This window comes from Streptomyces sp. NPDC015139 (assembly GCF_043079785.1).
In the GTDB taxonomy this organism is placed as follows: Bacteria; Actinomycetota; Actinomycetes; order Streptomycetales; family Streptomycetaceae; genus Streptomyces; species Streptomyces albidocamelliae.
In genome coordinates this window covers 647,215-662,514 of sequence record NZ_JBIBUW010000001.1, presented here as the reverse complement: position 1 = coordinate 662,514, position 15,300 = coordinate 647,215, and the positions used below count along the sequence as shown (strand labels likewise).

The window sequence follows — 15,300 nt, the reverse complement described above, 5'->3', positions numbered from 1 at the left end:
CCGCCGCCCGGAAAGAGTGGTCGTAGGGGGCGCGGGGCGGGCGACGGGGAAGGCCGAGGGCGTGCCGCTCGGCCTTCCCTGCCCGGCGGCCGGGCCGGGTCGTGCCCTCGCTCGTGGCCGAGGAGCCGGGGCGGCCGTGTCCTCGGTCGCGCGCCCGTGGCGAAGGCCGGGGCGCCGGCCGCACGCCGTGCCGGCACGTGGCCGGCTCCGGCCGTTCAGTCGAGGTGGAACACCTCGGCGAGCGGTTTCATGGCCTCGTCGGGCCGGGCGCCGTCCGGCGACTCGAAGAACGGCGCCATCTCCGCCTGCCAGCGCGCGTTGACGCCGGTGGCCTCCATGCCGGCCCGGGCGGCGGCGAAGTCCTCGGTCTCCAGGTAGCCGACGAGCAGGCCGTCCTCACGCAGGAAGAGCGAGTAGTTGTGCCAGCCGGTCGCCCCGAGGGCGCCGAGCATCTCCGGCCAGACGGCCGCATGCCGCTCACGGTACTCGTCGAGGCGGTCCGCCCTGACCTTCAGCAGGAAGCACACGCGTTGCATCGACGGCCCCTGTCCGCTCAGAAGTCGAACCGGTCGATGTTCTTGGCATTGAACACGGTGGGCTTGCCGAGGTTGATCACGCCGTCCTTGCCGAGGGTGTACGTCGTCCCGCCGGCCTTGAAGGTCTCGCCCTCCTTGCCGGAGATCTGCCCGGAGGCCAGGGCGACGGCGGTCCGCGCGGCGAGGTCGCCGAGCTTCGCCGGGTCCCACAGCTCGAAGCCTTCGACGGTGCCGTTCTTGACGTACTTGCGCATGTCGTTCGGGGTGCCGAGGCCGGTCAGCCTGACCTTGCCCTTGTACTTGGAGCCCGACAGGTACTGGGCCGCGGCCTTGATGCCGACGGTGGTCGGGGAGATGATCCCCTTCAGGTTCGGGTGCTCCTGGAGCAGGCCCTGGGTCTGCTGGAACGACTGCTGGGCGTCGTCGTTGCCGTACGCGATCTTGACGAGCTTGACGTCCTTGTACTTCGGGTCCTTCAGCTCGTCCTTCATGTAGCCGATCCAGGTGTTCTGGTTGGTCGCGGTCTGCGCGGCCGACAGAATCGCGATCTCGCCCTTGTAGTCGATCTGTTCGGCGAGCAGCTGCACCTCGGTACGGCCCAGGTCCTCGGCGGACGCCTGCGACACGAAGGCGTTGCGGCAGCCGGGGTTGGTGTCGGAGTCGTAGGTGACGACCTTGATTCCGTTCGTCATGGCCTGCTTCAGCGCGGTGCACAGGGCACCGGGGTCCTGCGCGGAGACGGCGATGGCGTCGGCCCGCTGCTGGGTGAGCGTGTTGACGTAACTCACCTGGCCGGAGGTGTCCGTGGCACTGGACGGGCCCACCTCCTTGTACGTCGAGCCGAGTTCGGCGAGCGCCCGCTCGCCGCCCTTGTCGGCGGTGGTGAAGTACGGGTTGTTCACCTGCTTGGGCAGGAAGCCGACGGTCAGCCCCTTCTTGGTGGCCGCGTTCGGGTCGGCCTTGCCGGCGGAGGCGGCGGATCCGCTGTCGTCCTTGACGTCGTTCTTGGTGGTGCCGCCGCAGGCGGTGAGGGCGAGGGCCAGGGAGGTGCCGGCGGCGAGGGCGGCGCAGGCGCGGCGAAGGGACGAACTACGCATGATGGCGCTTCCTTTGCAGGAGGAGGGGTGGCGCCCCGTCGGGGGCGCGGGACTGGACGGAACATCCGGCTCCGCGGCGGGAGACGTCCGCCTGCCGCGGTGGGCCCGCGGCCGGCGGACGGCCTAACCGCTGGAGCCGGCCGCCCGGGCGAGGGAGATCTGCCGCGCGACCCGCGGCGCCAGGACGGAGATCACCAGCAGCACGCCGGTGACGACGATCTGCGACTGCGCGGAGACGTTGAGCAGGCTCATCACGTTCTGCAGCGCGCCCAGCAGGAAGACACCGGCGATCGCGCCGCCCAGGGTCCCCCTGCCGCCGTCGAAGTCGATGCCGCCGAGCAGCACGGCGGCCACGACGGAGAGCTCCAGCCCGGTGGCGTTGTCGTAGCGGGCGCTGGCGTAGTGCAGCGCCCAGAAGACGCCGGTGAGCGCGGACATCAGGCCGGTGGCGACGAAGAGGACCAGCTTGCCGCGCTTGACGCGGACGCCCGCGAACCGTGCCGCCTCCTCGCTCGCCCCGATGGCGAACAGCGACCGGCCGAACGGGGTCGCGTGCAGGACGACGACCGCGACGGCGAGCAGGACCAGGAAGGGCAGGAAGGCCTGCGGCAGGAAGGTCGTGCCGAGGCGGCCGGCCGCGAACTGCTGGTACTGGACGGGGAAGTCGGTCACCGCGTCGGAGCCGAGCACGATCTGTGCGATGCCCCGGTAGGCGGCGAGCGTGCCGATGGTGACGGCGAGGGACGGCAGCCCGAGCCGGGTGACGAGCAGTCCGTTGACCAGCCCGCAGACCACGCCCAGGAGCAGGCACAGCGGGACGATCGTCTCGATGGCCATGCCCTCGTTCCAGAGCCTGCCCATCACGGCACCGGACAGCCCGGCCGTGGACGCGACCGAGAGGTCGATCTCGCCGGCGACGACGAGCAGGGTCATCGGCAGGGCGATCAGCGCGATCGGGAGCGTGTTGCCGAGCAGGAACGACAGGTTGAGGGCGTTGCCGAAACCGTCCACGAACCCGAAGGAGAGCAGCAGCAGGACGATCAGGAGGGCGCCGACGACGGTGTCCCAGCGGATCGCGCGGGTGAGCGACTCAGGCACCGGAGGTCTCCTTCGCCATGGCGGTCCTCCTCAGGGCCGACTTCTTCTTCAGGGCGGCGGCCACGCGCAGCGCCACGACCCGGTCGACGGCGATGGCGAGCAGCAGCAGGACGCCGTTGATCGCGAGCACCCACACGGAGCTGACGCCGAGCGCGGGCAGCACACTGTTGATGGAGGTCAGCAGCAGGGCGCCGAGGGCGGCGCCGTAGACGCTGCCGGCTCCGCCGGTGAAGGCGATGCCGCCGACCACGACCGCGCTGACGACGGTGAGTTCGTAGCCGTTGCCGGTGCCGGAGTCGACGTTGCCGAACCGGGCCAGGTACAGGACGCCCGCGAGTCCGGCGAGGGCGCCGCAGAAGGTGTAGGCGGCCAGGAGCCGCTTGCGCACGGGGATGCCGGCGAGCCGCGCGGCCTCCGGGTTGGACCCGAGGGCGTACAGCTCCCGCCCGCTGTCGTAGTGCTTGAGGAAGTACGCGGTCGCGACCAGCGCCGCCAGCGCGATGACGGCCAGCCAGGGCACCGCCGAGACGCCCGCGGAGCCGAAGTCGACGAAGCCGCCCGGGAGATCGGCCGCCGTGATCTGCCGTGAGCCGACCCAGATCGAGTCGATCCCGCGGATGATGTACAGGGTGCCGAGCGTGACGACCAGCGCGGGCACCTGGCCGAGGCTGACGAGCAGGCCGTTCAGCAGTCCGAACCCGATGCCGAGCAGGACGGCGAGGAGGATCGCGACGACCGCGTTCCCGCCGCCCTGGAGGTAGGAGCCGGCGGCGAAGGCGCTGATCCCGAGGGTGGAGCCGACCGACAGGTCGACGTTGCGGGTGATGACGACGAGGGACTGCCCGGTGGCGACGAGCACCAGGATCGTCGCGTTGAGCAGCAGGTCCTTGATGCCCTGCTCGGACAGGAACTGGCTGTTGCCCGCCTGGGTGACCGCGATCATCACCAGGAAGACGACCAGGATGGCGAGTTCGCGCATCTTGAAGACGCGGTCCACGAGCCGGGTGCCACTGGAGCGGGGCGCGTCGGCGACGGGGGTCGGGTTCGGGGTGGTCACCGTCATACGGCGGCCCTCCGGTCGGCGGTCGGAATCATTCGGGCAGCCCTCTCTACGGCTGTCATACGGCGCGCAGCCCCTTCGGCGGCCGCCTTCCGGCAAGCGGCCCCCGCTACGGCTGCCGTCCGGCGGGAAACCCCCTCAGCGGCTACCGTCCGGCGGACAGCCCTCTCTGTGGCTGTCGTCCGGCAGGCAGCCCACGCTGCGACTGCCGTACGACGGGACGTCCCCCTGGCGGCTGCCGTCCGGCGAGCGGCCCGCTCTGCAACTGCCGCACGACGGGAAGCCCACTCGGCGGCTGTCATACGGCAGGCAGCCCTCCCTGTGGCTGTCGTACGACGGGCAGCCCCTTCGGCGGCCGCCGTCCGGCGGGCGGCCCATGCTGCGGCTGTCATGCGGCGGGCGACCCCCTCTACGCCTGCCGCACGGCGGGCAGCCCTCTCGGCGGCCGCCGTCCGGCAAGCGGCCCCCGCTACGGCTGCCGTCCGGCGGGAAGTCCCCTCGGCGGCCGCCGTCCGGCGGACAGCCTCTACGGCTGTCATACGGCGGGCAGCCCCTTCGGCGGCCGCCTTCCGGCAAGCGGCCCCCGCTACGGCTGCCGTCCGGCGGGAAGTCCCCCCGGCGGCCGCCGTCCGGCGGACAGCCCCCTCGGCGGCCGCCTTCCGGCAAGCGGCCCTCTCGGCGGCTGCCATCCGGCAGACAGCCCCCTCCGCGGTCGCCGTCCGGCAGATGGCCCGCGCTGCGGCTGTCATGCGGCCGTCCTCCCGGTGGCCGCCGCCATCACGCTCTCCTCGGTGGCCGCGGCGCGCGGGATCTCGGCGGTGATCCGGCCCTCGTGCATGACGAGCACCCGGTCGGCCATGCCGAGGATCTCGGGCAGGTCGGAGGAGATCATCAGCACCGCCACACCGTCGGCGGCGAGCTGGGACAGCAGCCGGTGCACCTCGGCCTTGGTGCCGACGTCGATCCCCCGGGTCGGCTCGTCCACGATGAGCACCTCGGGGCGGGTGGCGAGCCACTTGGCGAGGACGACCTTCTGCTGGTTGCCGCCGGACAGCGTGGAGACGGCGTCCGCGATCCGGGCGTACTTCACCTGGAGCTTCACCGCCCAGTCCAGTGAACGGCTGCGTTCGGCGCGCGGGTTCATCAGTCCGGCCGTGACGGTCGTGCGCAGCCCGGTCAGGCCGATGTTCCGCTCGATGGACATGTCCATCACCAGGCCCTGGGCGCGCCGGTCCTCGGGTACCAGGGCGAGTCCCGCGGCCATCGCGGTGGAGGGGGCCCCGTTGGTGAGCCGGCGGCCGCCGACCTCGACCTCCCCGGCGTCCCAGCGGTCGACGCCGAACACGGCGCGGGCGACCTCGGTTCGGCCGGCGCCGACCAGCCCGGCGAGGCCGACGATCTCGCCGCGCCGCACCTCGAAGGAGACGTCGGTGAAGACGCCCTCACGGGTCAGCCGGCGGACGCTGAGCGCGGTCTCCCCGGGGGTGACGCCCTGCTTCGGATACAGCTCGTCCAGGTCGCGGCCGACCATCCGGCGGACCAGGTCGTCCTCGGTCATCTTGTCGAGCGGCTCGCCGGCGATCCAGGCGCCGTCGCGCAGCGTCGTCACCCGCCCGCAGATCTGGAAGATCTCCTCCAGCCGGTGCGAGATGAACAGCACGGCGGCGCCCTGTTCGCGCAGGGTGCGCACGACTCCGAAGAGCCGGGCGACCTCGCTGCCGGTCAGGGCGGCCGTCGGCTCGTCCATGATCAGGACCCGGGCGTCGAAGGAGAGCGCCTTGGCGATCTCCACGATCTGCTGGTCCGCGATGGACAGACCGCGGGCGGGCCGGTCGGGGTCGAGATCGACGCCGAGGCGTTTCATCAGGGCGGCCGTGGCCCCGTGGGTGGCCTTGTGGTCGATGCGGCCGAGGGACCGCCGGGGCCGGCGGCCCATGAAGATGTTCTCGGCGATCGACAGGTCCGGGAAGAGCGTCGGCTCCTGGTAGATCACGGCGATGCCGGCGTCACGGGCATCGCCGGGGCCGTGGAAGACGACCGGCGCCCCGTCGAGCAGCACCTGGCCGGCGTCCGGCCGGTGCACGCCGGCGAGGGTCTTGATCAGGGTCGACTTGCCCGCGCCGTTCTCACCGGCGAGGGCGTGCACCTCGCCGGGCAGCAGCTCCAGCGAGACGTCCCGGAGGGCGCGCACGGCACCGAAGGACTTGGAGACGCCCGCGAGTGCCAGCACCGGGGCCGGTCCCGTGTCAGGCGGGTGGGTCATGGGGACTCCTCGACGACACCGCCGGACGGGCCGGGGGCCTCCACGGCGTCGTGAAAGGTTTCAAATGGATTGCCGGGACCGTAGGCATCACCGCTGGGTCACGTCAATGGGTCCGTGGCGAAAAACTTTCCACGCCGGAAGGTCACGGCGGAGTCACAGGCAATCGTGTGGGCCGGAGCGCTTGACACCCTCCGGAACGACACCTAGCTTCCGTTCTGAATCGTTTCACAAGCTCAGTCGTTCCGCCTGACCTCACAGGAGCCCTGAAGTGACCGACCTCGCCGCGGTGAAGGCCGCGCTCAAGACCCAGGCCGTCGAGACGCCGTCGTGGGCGTACGGGAACTCGGGAACCCGTTTCAAGGTGTTCGCCCAGGCCGGTGTGCCGCGCACGGCCCAGGAGAAACTCCAGGACGCCGCCAAGGTGCACGAGTTCACGGGCGTGGCCCCGACCGTCGCCGTGCACATCCCCTGGGACCGGGTCGACGACTACACGGCACTGGCGAAGTACGCCGAGGAGCGCGGTGTACGGCTGGGCGCCGTCAACTCCAACACCTTCCAGGACGACGACTACCGGCTCGGCAGCCTCTGCCATCCGGACGCGGCGGTGCGCCGCAAGGCGCTCGGCCACCTGCTGGAGTGCGTGGACATCATGGACGCCACGGGCTCCCGCGATCTGAAGCTGTGGTTCGCGGACGGCACCAACTATCCGGGCCAGGACGACATCCGCGCCCGGCAGGACCGGCTCGCGGAGGGGCTGGCCGAGGTGTACGCACGGCTCGGCGACGGACAGCGGATGCTGCTGGAGTACAAGTTCTTCGAGCCGGCCTTCTACACGACGGACGTACCGGACTGGGGCACGGCGTACGCGCACTGCCTGAAGCTCGGGCCGAAGGCGCAGGTCGTCGTCGACACCGGACACCACGCACCCGGCACCAACATCGAGTTCATCGTGGCCACGCTGCTGCGGGAGGAGAAGCTCGGCGGCTTCGACTTCAACTCGCGGTTCTATGCCGACGACGACCTGATGGTGGGGGCCGCCGACCCCTTCCAGCTGTTCCGGATCATGTACGAGGTGGTGCGCGGCGGCGGGCTGACCGCGCGGGTCGCGTTCATGCTCGACCAGTGCCACAACATCGAGGCGAAGATCCCGGCGATCATCCGCTCGGTGATGAACGTGCAGGAGGCGACGGCCAAGGCGCTGCTGGTGGACCGGTCGGCACTGGCCGCGGCTCAGGCCGCGGGCGAGGTCCTCGACGCAAACGCCGTGCTGATGGACGCCTACAACACCGATGTACGGCCGCTGCTGCGGGAGGTGCGCGAGGAGATGGGGCTCGACCCCGATCCGCTGGCCGCGTACCGGCGGTCGGGGTGGGCCGAGAAGGTCGTCGCCGAGCGGGTCGGGGGGCGGCAGGCCGGCTGGGGCGCGTAGGCGCACGTCCGGCAACCCTGTCGACTCGCGGGCCGCGCGCCGGACGGTTCCGGCCGTCAGGGCCCCCGCGTCCCCCTTCGAACCCCCTGTCTTCCGAGGAGCTGAGGAATCTCCATGTCCACCCATCCCGAAGCCGCCGCACTGATCGCCCGGTCCCATCGGCTCGGTTCCGATCCCCGCAACACGAACTACGCCGGCGGGAACGCCTCCGCCAAGGGCACCGGCACCGACCCCGTCACCGGTGGTGGCGTGGAGCTGATGTGGGTCAAGGGGTCCGGCGGCGACCTGGGCACGCTGACCGGGGCCGGGCTGGCCGTGCTGCGGCTGGACCGGCTGCGGGCCCTGGTGGACGTGTACCCCGGTGTCGAGCGCGAGGACGAGATGGTCGAAGCGTTCGACTACTGCCTGCACGGCAAGGGCGGGGCCGCGCCCTCCATCGACACCGCGATGCACGGACTGGTGGACGCCCCGCACGTGGACCATCTGCACCCGGACTCCGGCATCGCCCTCGCCTGCGCCGCCGACGGGGAGAAGCTGACCGCCGAGTGCTTCGGGGAGCGCGTGGTGTGGGTGCCGTGGCGCCGGCCCGGCTTCCAGCTCGGGCTGGACATCGCCGCCGTCCGCAAGGCCAACCCGCGGGCCGTCGGGTGCATCCTCGGCGGGCACGGTATCACCGCCTGGGGCGACAGCTCCGAGGAGTGCGAGCGCAACTCCCTGGACATCATCCGCACCGCCGAGGCGTTCCTGGCGGAGCGCGGGAAGGCGGAGCCCTTCGGACCGGTGATCGCGGGGTACGAGGCGCTGCCCGAGGCCGAGCGGCGCGAGCGCGCCGCCGCGCTGGCGCCGTACGTCCGCGCCCTCGCCTCCCGGGACCGGCCGCAGGTCGGGCATTTCGACGACTCGCAGGCCGTCCTCGACTTCACGGCCCGTGCCGGGCACCCGCGCCTGGCCGCGCTGGGCACCTCCTGCCCCGACCACTTCCTGCGCACCAAGGTCCGGCCGCTCGTGCTCGACCTGCCGCCCACGGCGTCGCTGGAGGAGGCCCTCGCACGGCTGACGGAACTGCACGGCGCCTACCGCGAGGAGTACGCCGCCTACTACCGGCGGCACGCCCTGCCCGACTCCCCCGGCATGCGCGGCGCCGACCCGGCGATCGTGTTGGTCCCCGGCGTGGGCATGTTCTCCTTCGGCAAGGACAAGCAGACCGCGCGCGTGGCCGGCGAGTTCTACGTCAACGCGATCAACGTGATGCGCGGGGCGGAGGCGGTGTCGTCGTACGCGCCGATCGAGGAGTCGGAGAAGTTCCGCATCGAGTACTGGGCGCTGGAGGAGGCCAAGCTGCGGCGGATGCCGAGGCCCCGGCCGCTGGCGACCCGGGTGGCCCTGGTGACGGGCGCGGGCAGCGGGATCGGGCGGGCCGTCGCGCACCGGCTGGCCGGTGAGGGCGCCTGCGTGGTGGTCGCGGACCTCGACGCGGAAGGCGCGGCCCGGGTCGCCGAGGAGCTCGGCGGGCCGGACAGGGCGGTCGCTGTGCAGGTGGACGTCACGTCGGAGGAGCGGATCGCCGAGGCGTTCCGGGCGGCCGTGCTCGCCTTCGGCGGGGTCGACCTCGTCGTGAACAACGCCGGGATCTCGATCTCCAAGCCGCTGCTGGAGACCACCGCCCGGGACTGGGACCTCCAGCACGACGTCATGGCCCGCGGGTCCTTCCTCGTGTCGCGGGAGGCGGCCCGGGTGATGACCGCGCAGGGACTGGGCGGCGACATCGTCTACATCGCCTCCAAGAACGCCGTGTTCGCCGGGCCCGACAACATCGCCTACTCGGCCACCAAGGCCGACCAGGCCCATCAGGTGCGGCTCCTCGCCGCGGAGCTGGGCGAGCACGGCATCCGCGTCAACGGCGTCAACCCGGACGGTGTGGTGCGCGGTTCCGGGATCTTCGCGGGCGGCTGGGGCGCCCAGCGGGCCGCGGTGTACGGGGTGCCGGAGGAGAGGCTCGGCGAGTTCTACGCCCAGCGCACGCTCCTCAAGCGGGAGGTGCTGCCCGAGCACGTCGCCAACGCGGTGTTCGCGCTCACGGGCGGCGAGCTCACGCACACCACCGGTCTGCACATCCCGGTCGACGCGGGTGTGGCGGCCGCGTTCCTGCGATGAGCGCGGACGCGGGCGTACGGTCGTACGCCGCGGTCGACCTCGGGGCCTCCAGCGGCCGGGTGATGGTCGGCCGGGTGGGCCCGGACTCGCTGGAGCTGAGCGAGGCGCACCGGTTCCCGAACCGGCCGGTGCGCCTCCCGGAGGGGCTGCGCTGGGACATCCTCGCTCTCCACCGGGGGGTGCTCGACGGGCTGCGGGCGGCGGGGACCCGCAGCGGTGGACGGCTCGCTTCCGTCGGCATCGACGGCTGGGCCGTCGACCACGGCCTGCTGGACGCCGACGGGGCGCTGCTGGGCAACCCGGTGCACTACCGCGACGCCCGCACGGAGGGCGTCGCCGAGAAGGTGTGGGCTACCGTGCCGGCCGCGGAGCTGTACGCGGCCACCGGTCTGCAGTACGCGCCCTTCAACACCCTGTACCAGCTGGTGGCCGCCCGCCCGACCGTCCAGTTCGCCCGGGCGGCACGGGCGTTGCTCGTCCCCGACCTGCTCACGTACTGGCTGACCGGGGAGCAGGGGACCGAGCTGACCAATGCCTCGACCACCCAGCTGATCGATCCCCGGACGCGGACGTGGGCGTACGAGGTCGCCGAGCGGCTGGGCATCGACCTCGGCCTGTTCCCGCCGCTGCGGCAGCCGGGCGATCCGGCGGGGCAGCTGCGCCCGGAGGTGCTGGAGGAGACGGGCCTCGCCGGTCCGGTGCCGGTGACGGCCGTCGCCTCGCACGACACCGCCTCCGCGGTGGCCGCCGTCCCCGCCACCGGCGAGCGTTTCGCCTACATCTGCACCGGCACCTGGTCGCTGGCCGGGCTGGAGCTGACCGCGCCGGTGCTCACCGAGGAGAGCCGGGCCGCCAACTTCACCAACGAGCTGGGGCTGGACGGCACCGTCCGCTACCTGCGCAACATCATGGGCCTCTGGCTGCTCCAGGAGTGCGTACGGGCCTGGGGCGAGCCGGATCTGGACGTGCTGCTGAGGGAGGCCGCCGACGTGCCGCCGCTGCGCTCGGTGGTGGACGCGGGGGACGAGGCGTTCCTGGCGCCGGGGCGGATGCCGCAGCGGATCGCCGAGGCCTGCCGGGCGACGGGGCAGCCCGTGCCCGGCACCCGCGCGGAGACCACGCGGTGCATCCTCGACTCGCTGGCGCTGGCGCACCGGCGGGCCGTCGAGGACGCGCAGCGGCTCGCCGGGCATCTGGTGGACGTGGTGCACGTGGTGGGCGGTGGCACCCGCAACGCGCTGCTCTGCCAGCTGACGGCCGACGCCTGCGGACTGCCCGTGGTGGCGGGCCCGACGGAGGCGGCCGCCCTCGGCAACGTCCTCGTCCAGGCCCGCGCGCACGGTCTGGTCGGCGATCTCGCCGACATGCGCCGGCTGCTCGTCCGCACCCAGCCGCCGACCCGGTACAGGCCGCGCGGGAACGGCGCCCGCTGGCGCGAGGCCGAGGCGCGGCTCGCCGCACGGTGACAGCGCTCTCCGACGGACGGTACCCGCCCACTACCCTGCACTCGTCCGACGACCGAACCCTAGGAGCCGCGATGCGTGTCGCCCTGTTCCTGACCTGTGTCAACGACACGCTCTATCCGGACACCGGCCGCGCCGTGGTGAGACTGCTGACCAGGCTGGGCGTCGACGTCGACTTCCCGATGGGCCAGACCTGCTGCGGGCAGGCGCACTACAACACCGGCTACCGGCACGGGGCGGAGCCGCTCGCCCGGCACTTCGCCGAGGTCTTCGGGGACTACGAGGCGATCGTGACCCCCTCGGGGTCCTGCGGGGCGATGGTGCGGGAGCTGTACCCGCGGATGGGCGAGCGGGCACGCGCGGAGGGCCGCGGGGGCTCGCTGGCCGCGACCCTGGCGCCGGTGGTGCCGAAGACGTACGAGCTGACGGAGTTCCTGGTGGACGTGCTGGGGGTGACGGACGTGGGGGCGTACTACCCGCACCGGGTGACCTACCACCCCACCTGCCACGGGCTGCGCGGGCTCGGGCTCGGCGACCGGCCCCGGCGGCTGCTGACGGCGGTCGGGGGTCTGGAACTGGTGGAGCTGCCGGGAGCGGAGGAGTGCTGCGGGTTCGGCGGCACGTTCGCGGTGAAGAACGCGGAGGTGTCGGCGGCGATGGGCGCGGACAAGGTGCGCAACGCCGAGTCGACGGGCGCGGACGTGCTGTGCGCGGCCGACAACTCCTGTCTGATGCACATCGGCGGCACGATGAGCCGGCTGCGGACCGGCATGCGGCCGGTCCACATCGCGGAGATCCTGGCGAGCACGAAGGAGGAACCGGCCGTATGAGCGCCACGTTCGTCGGCATGCCCGCGTTTCCGGCCTTTCCCGAGGCCGCGCGCGAGGCCGTGCACGACGCCACCCTGCGGGCCAATCTGCGACACGCCACCCACACCATCCGGACCAAACGTGCTCGGGCGGTCGGCGAGTTGTCCGACTGGGCCGAGCTGCGGGAGGCGGGCCGCCGGATCAAGGACCACACGCTGCGCCATCTCGACCGGTATCTGGTGCGGTTGGAGGAGTCCGTGACGGCGGCGGGCGGTACGGTCCACTGGGCCGCCGACGCCGAGGAGGCCAACCGGATCGTGGCCGAACTGGTCAGGGCGACCGGCGAGTCGGAGGTCGTCAAGGTCAAGTCGATGGCCACGCAGGAGATCGGGCTGAACGAGGCCCTGGAGGCCGAGGGCATCCGCGCCTACGAGACCGATCTCGCCGAGCTGATCGTCCAGTTGGGCAAGGACCGTCCCTCGCACATCCTGGTGCCGGCCATCCACCGCAACCGGGGCGAGATCCGGGACATCTTCGCGAGTGAGATGGAGGCGTGGGGCCGCCCGGCGCCCGAGGGTCTGACGGACACACCCGCCGAACTCGCCGAGGCCGCAAGGTTGCACCTGCGGGAGAAGTTCCTGCGCGCGAAGGTCGGCGTCTCCGGCGCGAACTTCATGGTCGCCGAGACCGGCACGCTCGTCGTGGTGGAGTCCGAGGGCAACGGCCGGATGTGCCTGACCCTGCCGAAGACGCTGATCTCGGTCGTCGGCATCGAGAAGGTGGTGCCCACCTGGCGGGACCTGGAGGTCTTCCTCCAGACGCTGCCCCGCTCCTCCACCGCCGAGCGCATGAACCCGTACACGAGCATGTGGACCGGCACCACCGACGGAGACGGGCCGGACACCTTCCACCTGGTGCTCCTCGACAACGGGCGCACCGACACCCTCGCCGACACCGTCGGCCGCCAGGCCCTGCGCTGCATCCGCTGCTCGGCCTGCCTCAACGTCTGCCCGGTCTACGAGCGGGCCGGCGGGCACGCCTACGGTTCGGTCTACCCGGGCCCGATCGGTGCCATCCTCAGCCCTCAACTGCGGGGCACGGCCAGTGAGATCGACGCCTCGCTGCCCTACGCCTCGTCCCTGTGCGGGGCCTGCTACGAGGTCTGCCCGGTCGCCATCGACATCCCCGAGGTGCTGGTGCACCTGCGGGAGCGGGTGGTGGAGGGCGGACCGGCGGTCCGGGAGGGCAACCGGGTCGTGCTCAAGCCCGCCAGGGGGCACGCGGCCGAACGGGCGGCCATGCGGGCCGCGCGCTGGGCGTTCGCCCACCCCGGCGCCCTGCGCACCGGCCAGCGGCTCGCCTCCCGCACCCGCCGGCTGCACCCCCGTACCCTGCCGGGCCCGGGCCGGGCGTGGAGCGGCAGCCGGGATCTGCCGGCGGTGCCGGCCGAGCCGTTCCGGGACTGGTGGCAGCGGACCCGCGGGGGAAAGGACGACGTCAAGTGAGCAGCAGGGAGAGGATCCTGGGCCGGGTGCGGCGGGCGCTCGCCGATGTCACGCCCGACGAGGAGCCGTACGAGAGGGCCGTGGCGCGGGACTACGCGCGCGAGCACGGGGAGCGCACGGCCGAGGAGACGGTGGAGCTGCTCGCGGAGAACCTGGCGGACTACCGCGCGATCGTGCACCGCTGTGACGCGGAGGAGCTGCCGCTGCTGGTGATGCGGCTGCTGGCCGCGCGCGGCTCCGAGGAGGTGCTGGTGCCGCCGGGGCTGCCGCCCGGGTGGCTGGCGGCGGCGGACCCGGTGCGGATCCACGACCGGGCGGAGAGCACGCCGCACCGGCTGGACCGGGTGGGCAGCGTGGTGACGGGGTGTGCCGTGGCCGTCGCCGAGACCGGCACGATCGTCCTGGACGGCTCCCCCGACCAGGGCCGGCGCCGGATCTCGCTGATCCCGGACCACCACATCTGTGTGGTCCGGGTGCCCGACCAGGTCGTCGCCTCCGTTCCGCAGGCCCTCGAACGGCTCGACCCGGCCCGCCCGTTGACGTGGATCTCCGGCCCGTCGGCCACCAGCGACATCGAGCTGGACCGGGTCGAGGGCGTGCACGGGCCGCGCACCCTGGAGGTGATCCTGCTCGGCTGACCGGACGGGCCGTCCCCGGCCCGGTGCCGGTGTCCGCCACTCGGGCCACGGCGGATGACGCCCGGACGGCCCCGCCGTAGCGTGAGGGGATGATCCGGTTCGAGCAGGTCACCAAGCGGTACCCGGACGGTACGACGGCCGTGGACGACCTCTCCTTCGAGGTTGCGGAGGGCGAACTCGTCACTCTCGTGGGCCCCTCGGGCTGCGGCAAGACGACCACCATGATGATGGTGAACCGGCTCGTCGAGCCGACCTCGGGCCGGATCCTCGTCGGCGGCGAGGACATCGCGGCCGTCGACCCGGTGCGGCTGCGCCGCCGCATCGGGTACGTCATCCAGCAGGTCGGCCTGTTCCCGCACCGCACGGTACTGGACAACACCGCGACCGTGCCCGCGCTGCTCGGCTGGAAGCGGACGCGGGCCCGGGCCCGCGCGGCGGAGCTGCTCGATCTGGTCGGGCTCGACCCGAGGACGTACGGGCCGCGCTACCCGGAGCAGCTCTCCGGCGGGCAGCGGCAGCGGGTCGGGGTGGCACGGGCGCTGGCGGCGGATCCGCCGGTGCTGCTGATGGACGAGCCGTTCGGCGCGGTGGACCCGGTGGTGCGCGAGCAGTTGCAGGACGAGTTCCTGCGGATGCAGTCCGCCGTGCGCAAGACGGTCCTGCTGGTCACGCACGACATCGAGGAGGCGGTGCGGCTCGGCGACCGCATCGCCGTGTACGGGCAGGGCCGCATCGAGCAGTTCGACACCCCCGGTGCGGTCCTGGGGACGCCGGCGACGCCGTTCGTCGCCTCCTTCGTGGGCGCGGACCGGGGCCTGAAGCGGCTGTCGGTCACCGCGATCGAGCCGGACGATCTGCAGCAGCCCCCGGTGGCCCGTCCGGACGAGCCCGCCGGGCGGGCGGCGGAGCGGCTGCGGGCGGAGGGCGCCCGGTGGGCGGTCGTCCTGGACGGGCGGGGCGACCTGCACGGCTGGGCCGGCATCGACGAGCTGGCGGCGGGCGGGACAGTCGGGGACCTCGCGCACCGGATGACCGCCTGGGTGCCGGTGGGCGCGCCGCTGAAGCAGGCGTTCGGGGTGATGCTCCAGCACGACGCCGGGTGGGTGGCGGTGCTGGACGGCGCGCGTTTCCTGGGGGTGCTGACCCCGGCGAAGCTGCACGAGGCGCTGCGTCGTTCGGTGGACGCGGACGCCCGGGGCGTGGCGCGGGGGCAGGTGGCGTTCGACTCGGTGTCGGACGCCTGACGCC

General features: G+C 72.7%; 12 protein-coding genes. 7 read left to right on the top strand and 5 right to left on the bottom strand.

Going from position 1 to position 15,300, the window contains the following annotated elements:
* Positions 1–215: 215 nt before the first annotated feature.
* The 5 genes from ACF08B_RS02925 to ACF08B_RS02905 form a co-directional block, all read right to left on the bottom strand.
* Positions 216–536 (bottom strand): L-rhamnose mutarotase, encoded by a 321-nt coding sequence (locus tag ACF08B_RS02925; RefSeq protein ID WP_392315743.1) that lies wholly within the window; start codon positions 534–536, stop codon positions 216–218.
* A 17-nt stretch (positions 537–553) separates the two neighbouring features.
* Complete coding sequence (rhaS, locus tag ACF08B_RS02920) at positions 554–1,633, bottom strand: rhamnose ABC transporter substrate-binding protein (protein WP_392315742.1); 1,080 nt, start codon at positions 1,631–1,633, stop codon at positions 554–556.
* 123 nt (positions 1,634–1,756) lie between these two features.
* The gene (locus tag ACF08B_RS02915; protein WP_392315741.1) at positions 1,757–2,731 is read right to left on the bottom strand and encodes an ABC transporter permease; all 975 of its coding nucleotides are present in this window, start codon (positions 2,729–2,731) and stop codon (positions 1,757–1,759) included.
* Positions 2,724–3,794, bottom strand: coding sequence for an ABC transporter permease (locus tag ACF08B_RS02910; RefSeq protein ID WP_392315740.1), 1,071 nt, complete (start codon positions 3,792–3,794; stop codon positions 2,724–2,726). Before ACF08B_RS02910 ends, ACF08B_RS02915 begins: the two co-directional genes overlap by 8 nt.
* Before the next feature lie 742 nt (positions 3,795–4,536).
* The gene (locus ACF08B_RS02905; protein ID WP_392315739.1) at positions 4,537–6,054 is read right to left on the bottom strand and encodes a sugar ABC transporter ATP-binding protein; all 1,518 of its coding nucleotides are present in this window, start codon (positions 6,052–6,054) and stop codon (positions 4,537–4,539) included.
* Positions 6,055–6,322: 268 nt separating this feature from the next.
* On the opposite strand from ACF08B_RS02905, the gene rhaI reads away from it, so the two are divergent.
* The 7 genes from rhaI to ACF08B_RS02870 all read left to right on the top strand — a co-directional run bounded on the left by rhaI (position 6,323) and on the right by ACF08B_RS02870 (position 15,296).
* Complete coding sequence (rhaI, locus tag ACF08B_RS02900) at positions 6,323–7,483, top strand: L-rhamnose isomerase (protein WP_392315738.1); 1,161 nt, start codon at positions 6,323–6,325, stop codon at positions 7,481–7,483.
* A gap of 114 nt (positions 7,484–7,597) precedes the next feature.
* A complete protein-coding gene (locus tag ACF08B_RS02895) occupies positions 7,598–9,637 on the top strand; it encodes a bifunctional aldolase/short-chain dehydrogenase (RefSeq protein ID WP_392315737.1) in 2,040 nt (679 codons plus the stop codon).
* Positions 9,634–11,103, top strand: a complete 1,470-nt coding sequence (locus tag ACF08B_RS02890; protein WP_392315736.1) for a rhamnulokinase family protein — start codon at positions 9,634–9,636, stop codon at positions 11,101–11,103. Before ACF08B_RS02895 ends, ACF08B_RS02890 begins: the two co-directional genes overlap by 4 nt.
* A gap of 71 nt (positions 11,104–11,174) precedes the next feature.
* The gene (locus tag ACF08B_RS02885; protein ID WP_392315735.1) at positions 11,175–11,930 is read left to right on the top strand and encodes a (Fe-S)-binding protein; all 756 of its coding nucleotides are present in this window, start codon (positions 11,175–11,177) and stop codon (positions 11,928–11,930) included.
* Positions 11,927–13,414 carry a LutB/LldF family L-lactate oxidation iron-sulfur protein gene (locus ACF08B_RS02880; RefSeq protein ID WP_392315734.1) on the top strand — a complete coding sequence of 496 codons (1,488 nt, stop codon included), beginning with the start codon at positions 11,927–11,929 and terminating at the stop codon, positions 13,412–13,414. Before ACF08B_RS02885 ends, ACF08B_RS02880 begins: the two co-directional genes overlap by 4 nt.
* Positions 13,411–14,052 carry a lactate utilization protein C gene (locus ACF08B_RS02875; RefSeq protein ID WP_392315733.1) on the top strand — a complete coding sequence of 214 codons (642 nt, stop codon included), beginning with the start codon at positions 13,411–13,413 and terminating at the stop codon, positions 14,050–14,052. Before ACF08B_RS02880 ends, ACF08B_RS02875 begins: the two co-directional genes overlap by 4 nt.
* A gap of 89 nt (positions 14,053–14,141) precedes the next feature.
* The gene (locus ACF08B_RS02870) at positions 14,142–15,296 is read left to right on the top strand and encodes an ATP-binding cassette domain-containing protein (protein WP_392315732.1); all 1,155 of its coding nucleotides are present in this window, start codon (positions 14,142–14,144) and stop codon (positions 15,294–15,296) included.
* Positions 15,297–15,300 lie beyond the last annotated feature (4 nt).

What these genes read in the sequence shown, in the direction of transcription:
- ACF08B_RS02910 (WP_392315740.1), bottom strand. Translation starts at nt 3,794, where the DNA reads ATGACGGTGACCACCCCGAACCCGACCCCCGTCGCCGACGCGCCCCGC.
- rhaS (WP_392315742.1), bottom strand. Translation starts at nt 1,633, where the DNA reads ATGCGTAGTTCGTCCCTTCGCCGCGCCTGCGCCGCCCTCGCCGCCGGC.
- ACF08B_RS02895 (WP_392315737.1), top strand. Translation starts at nt 7,598, where the DNA reads ATGTCCACCCATCCCGAAGCCGCCGCACTGATCGCCCGGTCCCATCGG.
- ACF08B_RS02870 (WP_392315732.1), top strand. Translation starts at nt 14,142, where the DNA reads ATGATCCGGTTCGAGCAGGTCACCAAGCGGTACCCGGACGGTACGACG.
- ACF08B_RS02925 (WP_392315743.1), bottom strand. Translation starts at nt 536, where the DNA reads ATGCAACGCGTGTGCTTCCTGCTGAAGGTCAGGGCGGACCGCCTCGAC.
- ACF08B_RS02890 (WP_392315736.1), top strand. Translation starts at nt 9,634, where the DNA reads ATGAGCGCGGACGCGGGCGTACGGTCGTACGCCGCGGTCGACCTCGGG.
- ACF08B_RS02905 (WP_392315739.1), bottom strand. Translation starts at nt 6,054, where the DNA reads ATGACCCACCCGCCTGACACGGGACCGGCCCCGGTGCTGGCACTCGCG.
- ACF08B_RS02885 (WP_392315735.1), top strand. Translation starts at nt 11,175, where the DNA reads ATGCGTGTCGCCCTGTTCCTGACCTGTGTCAACGACACGCTCTATCCG.
- ACF08B_RS02880 (WP_392315734.1), top strand. Translation starts at nt 11,927, where the DNA reads ATGAGCGCCACGTTCGTCGGCATGCCCGCGTTTCCGGCCTTTCCCGAG.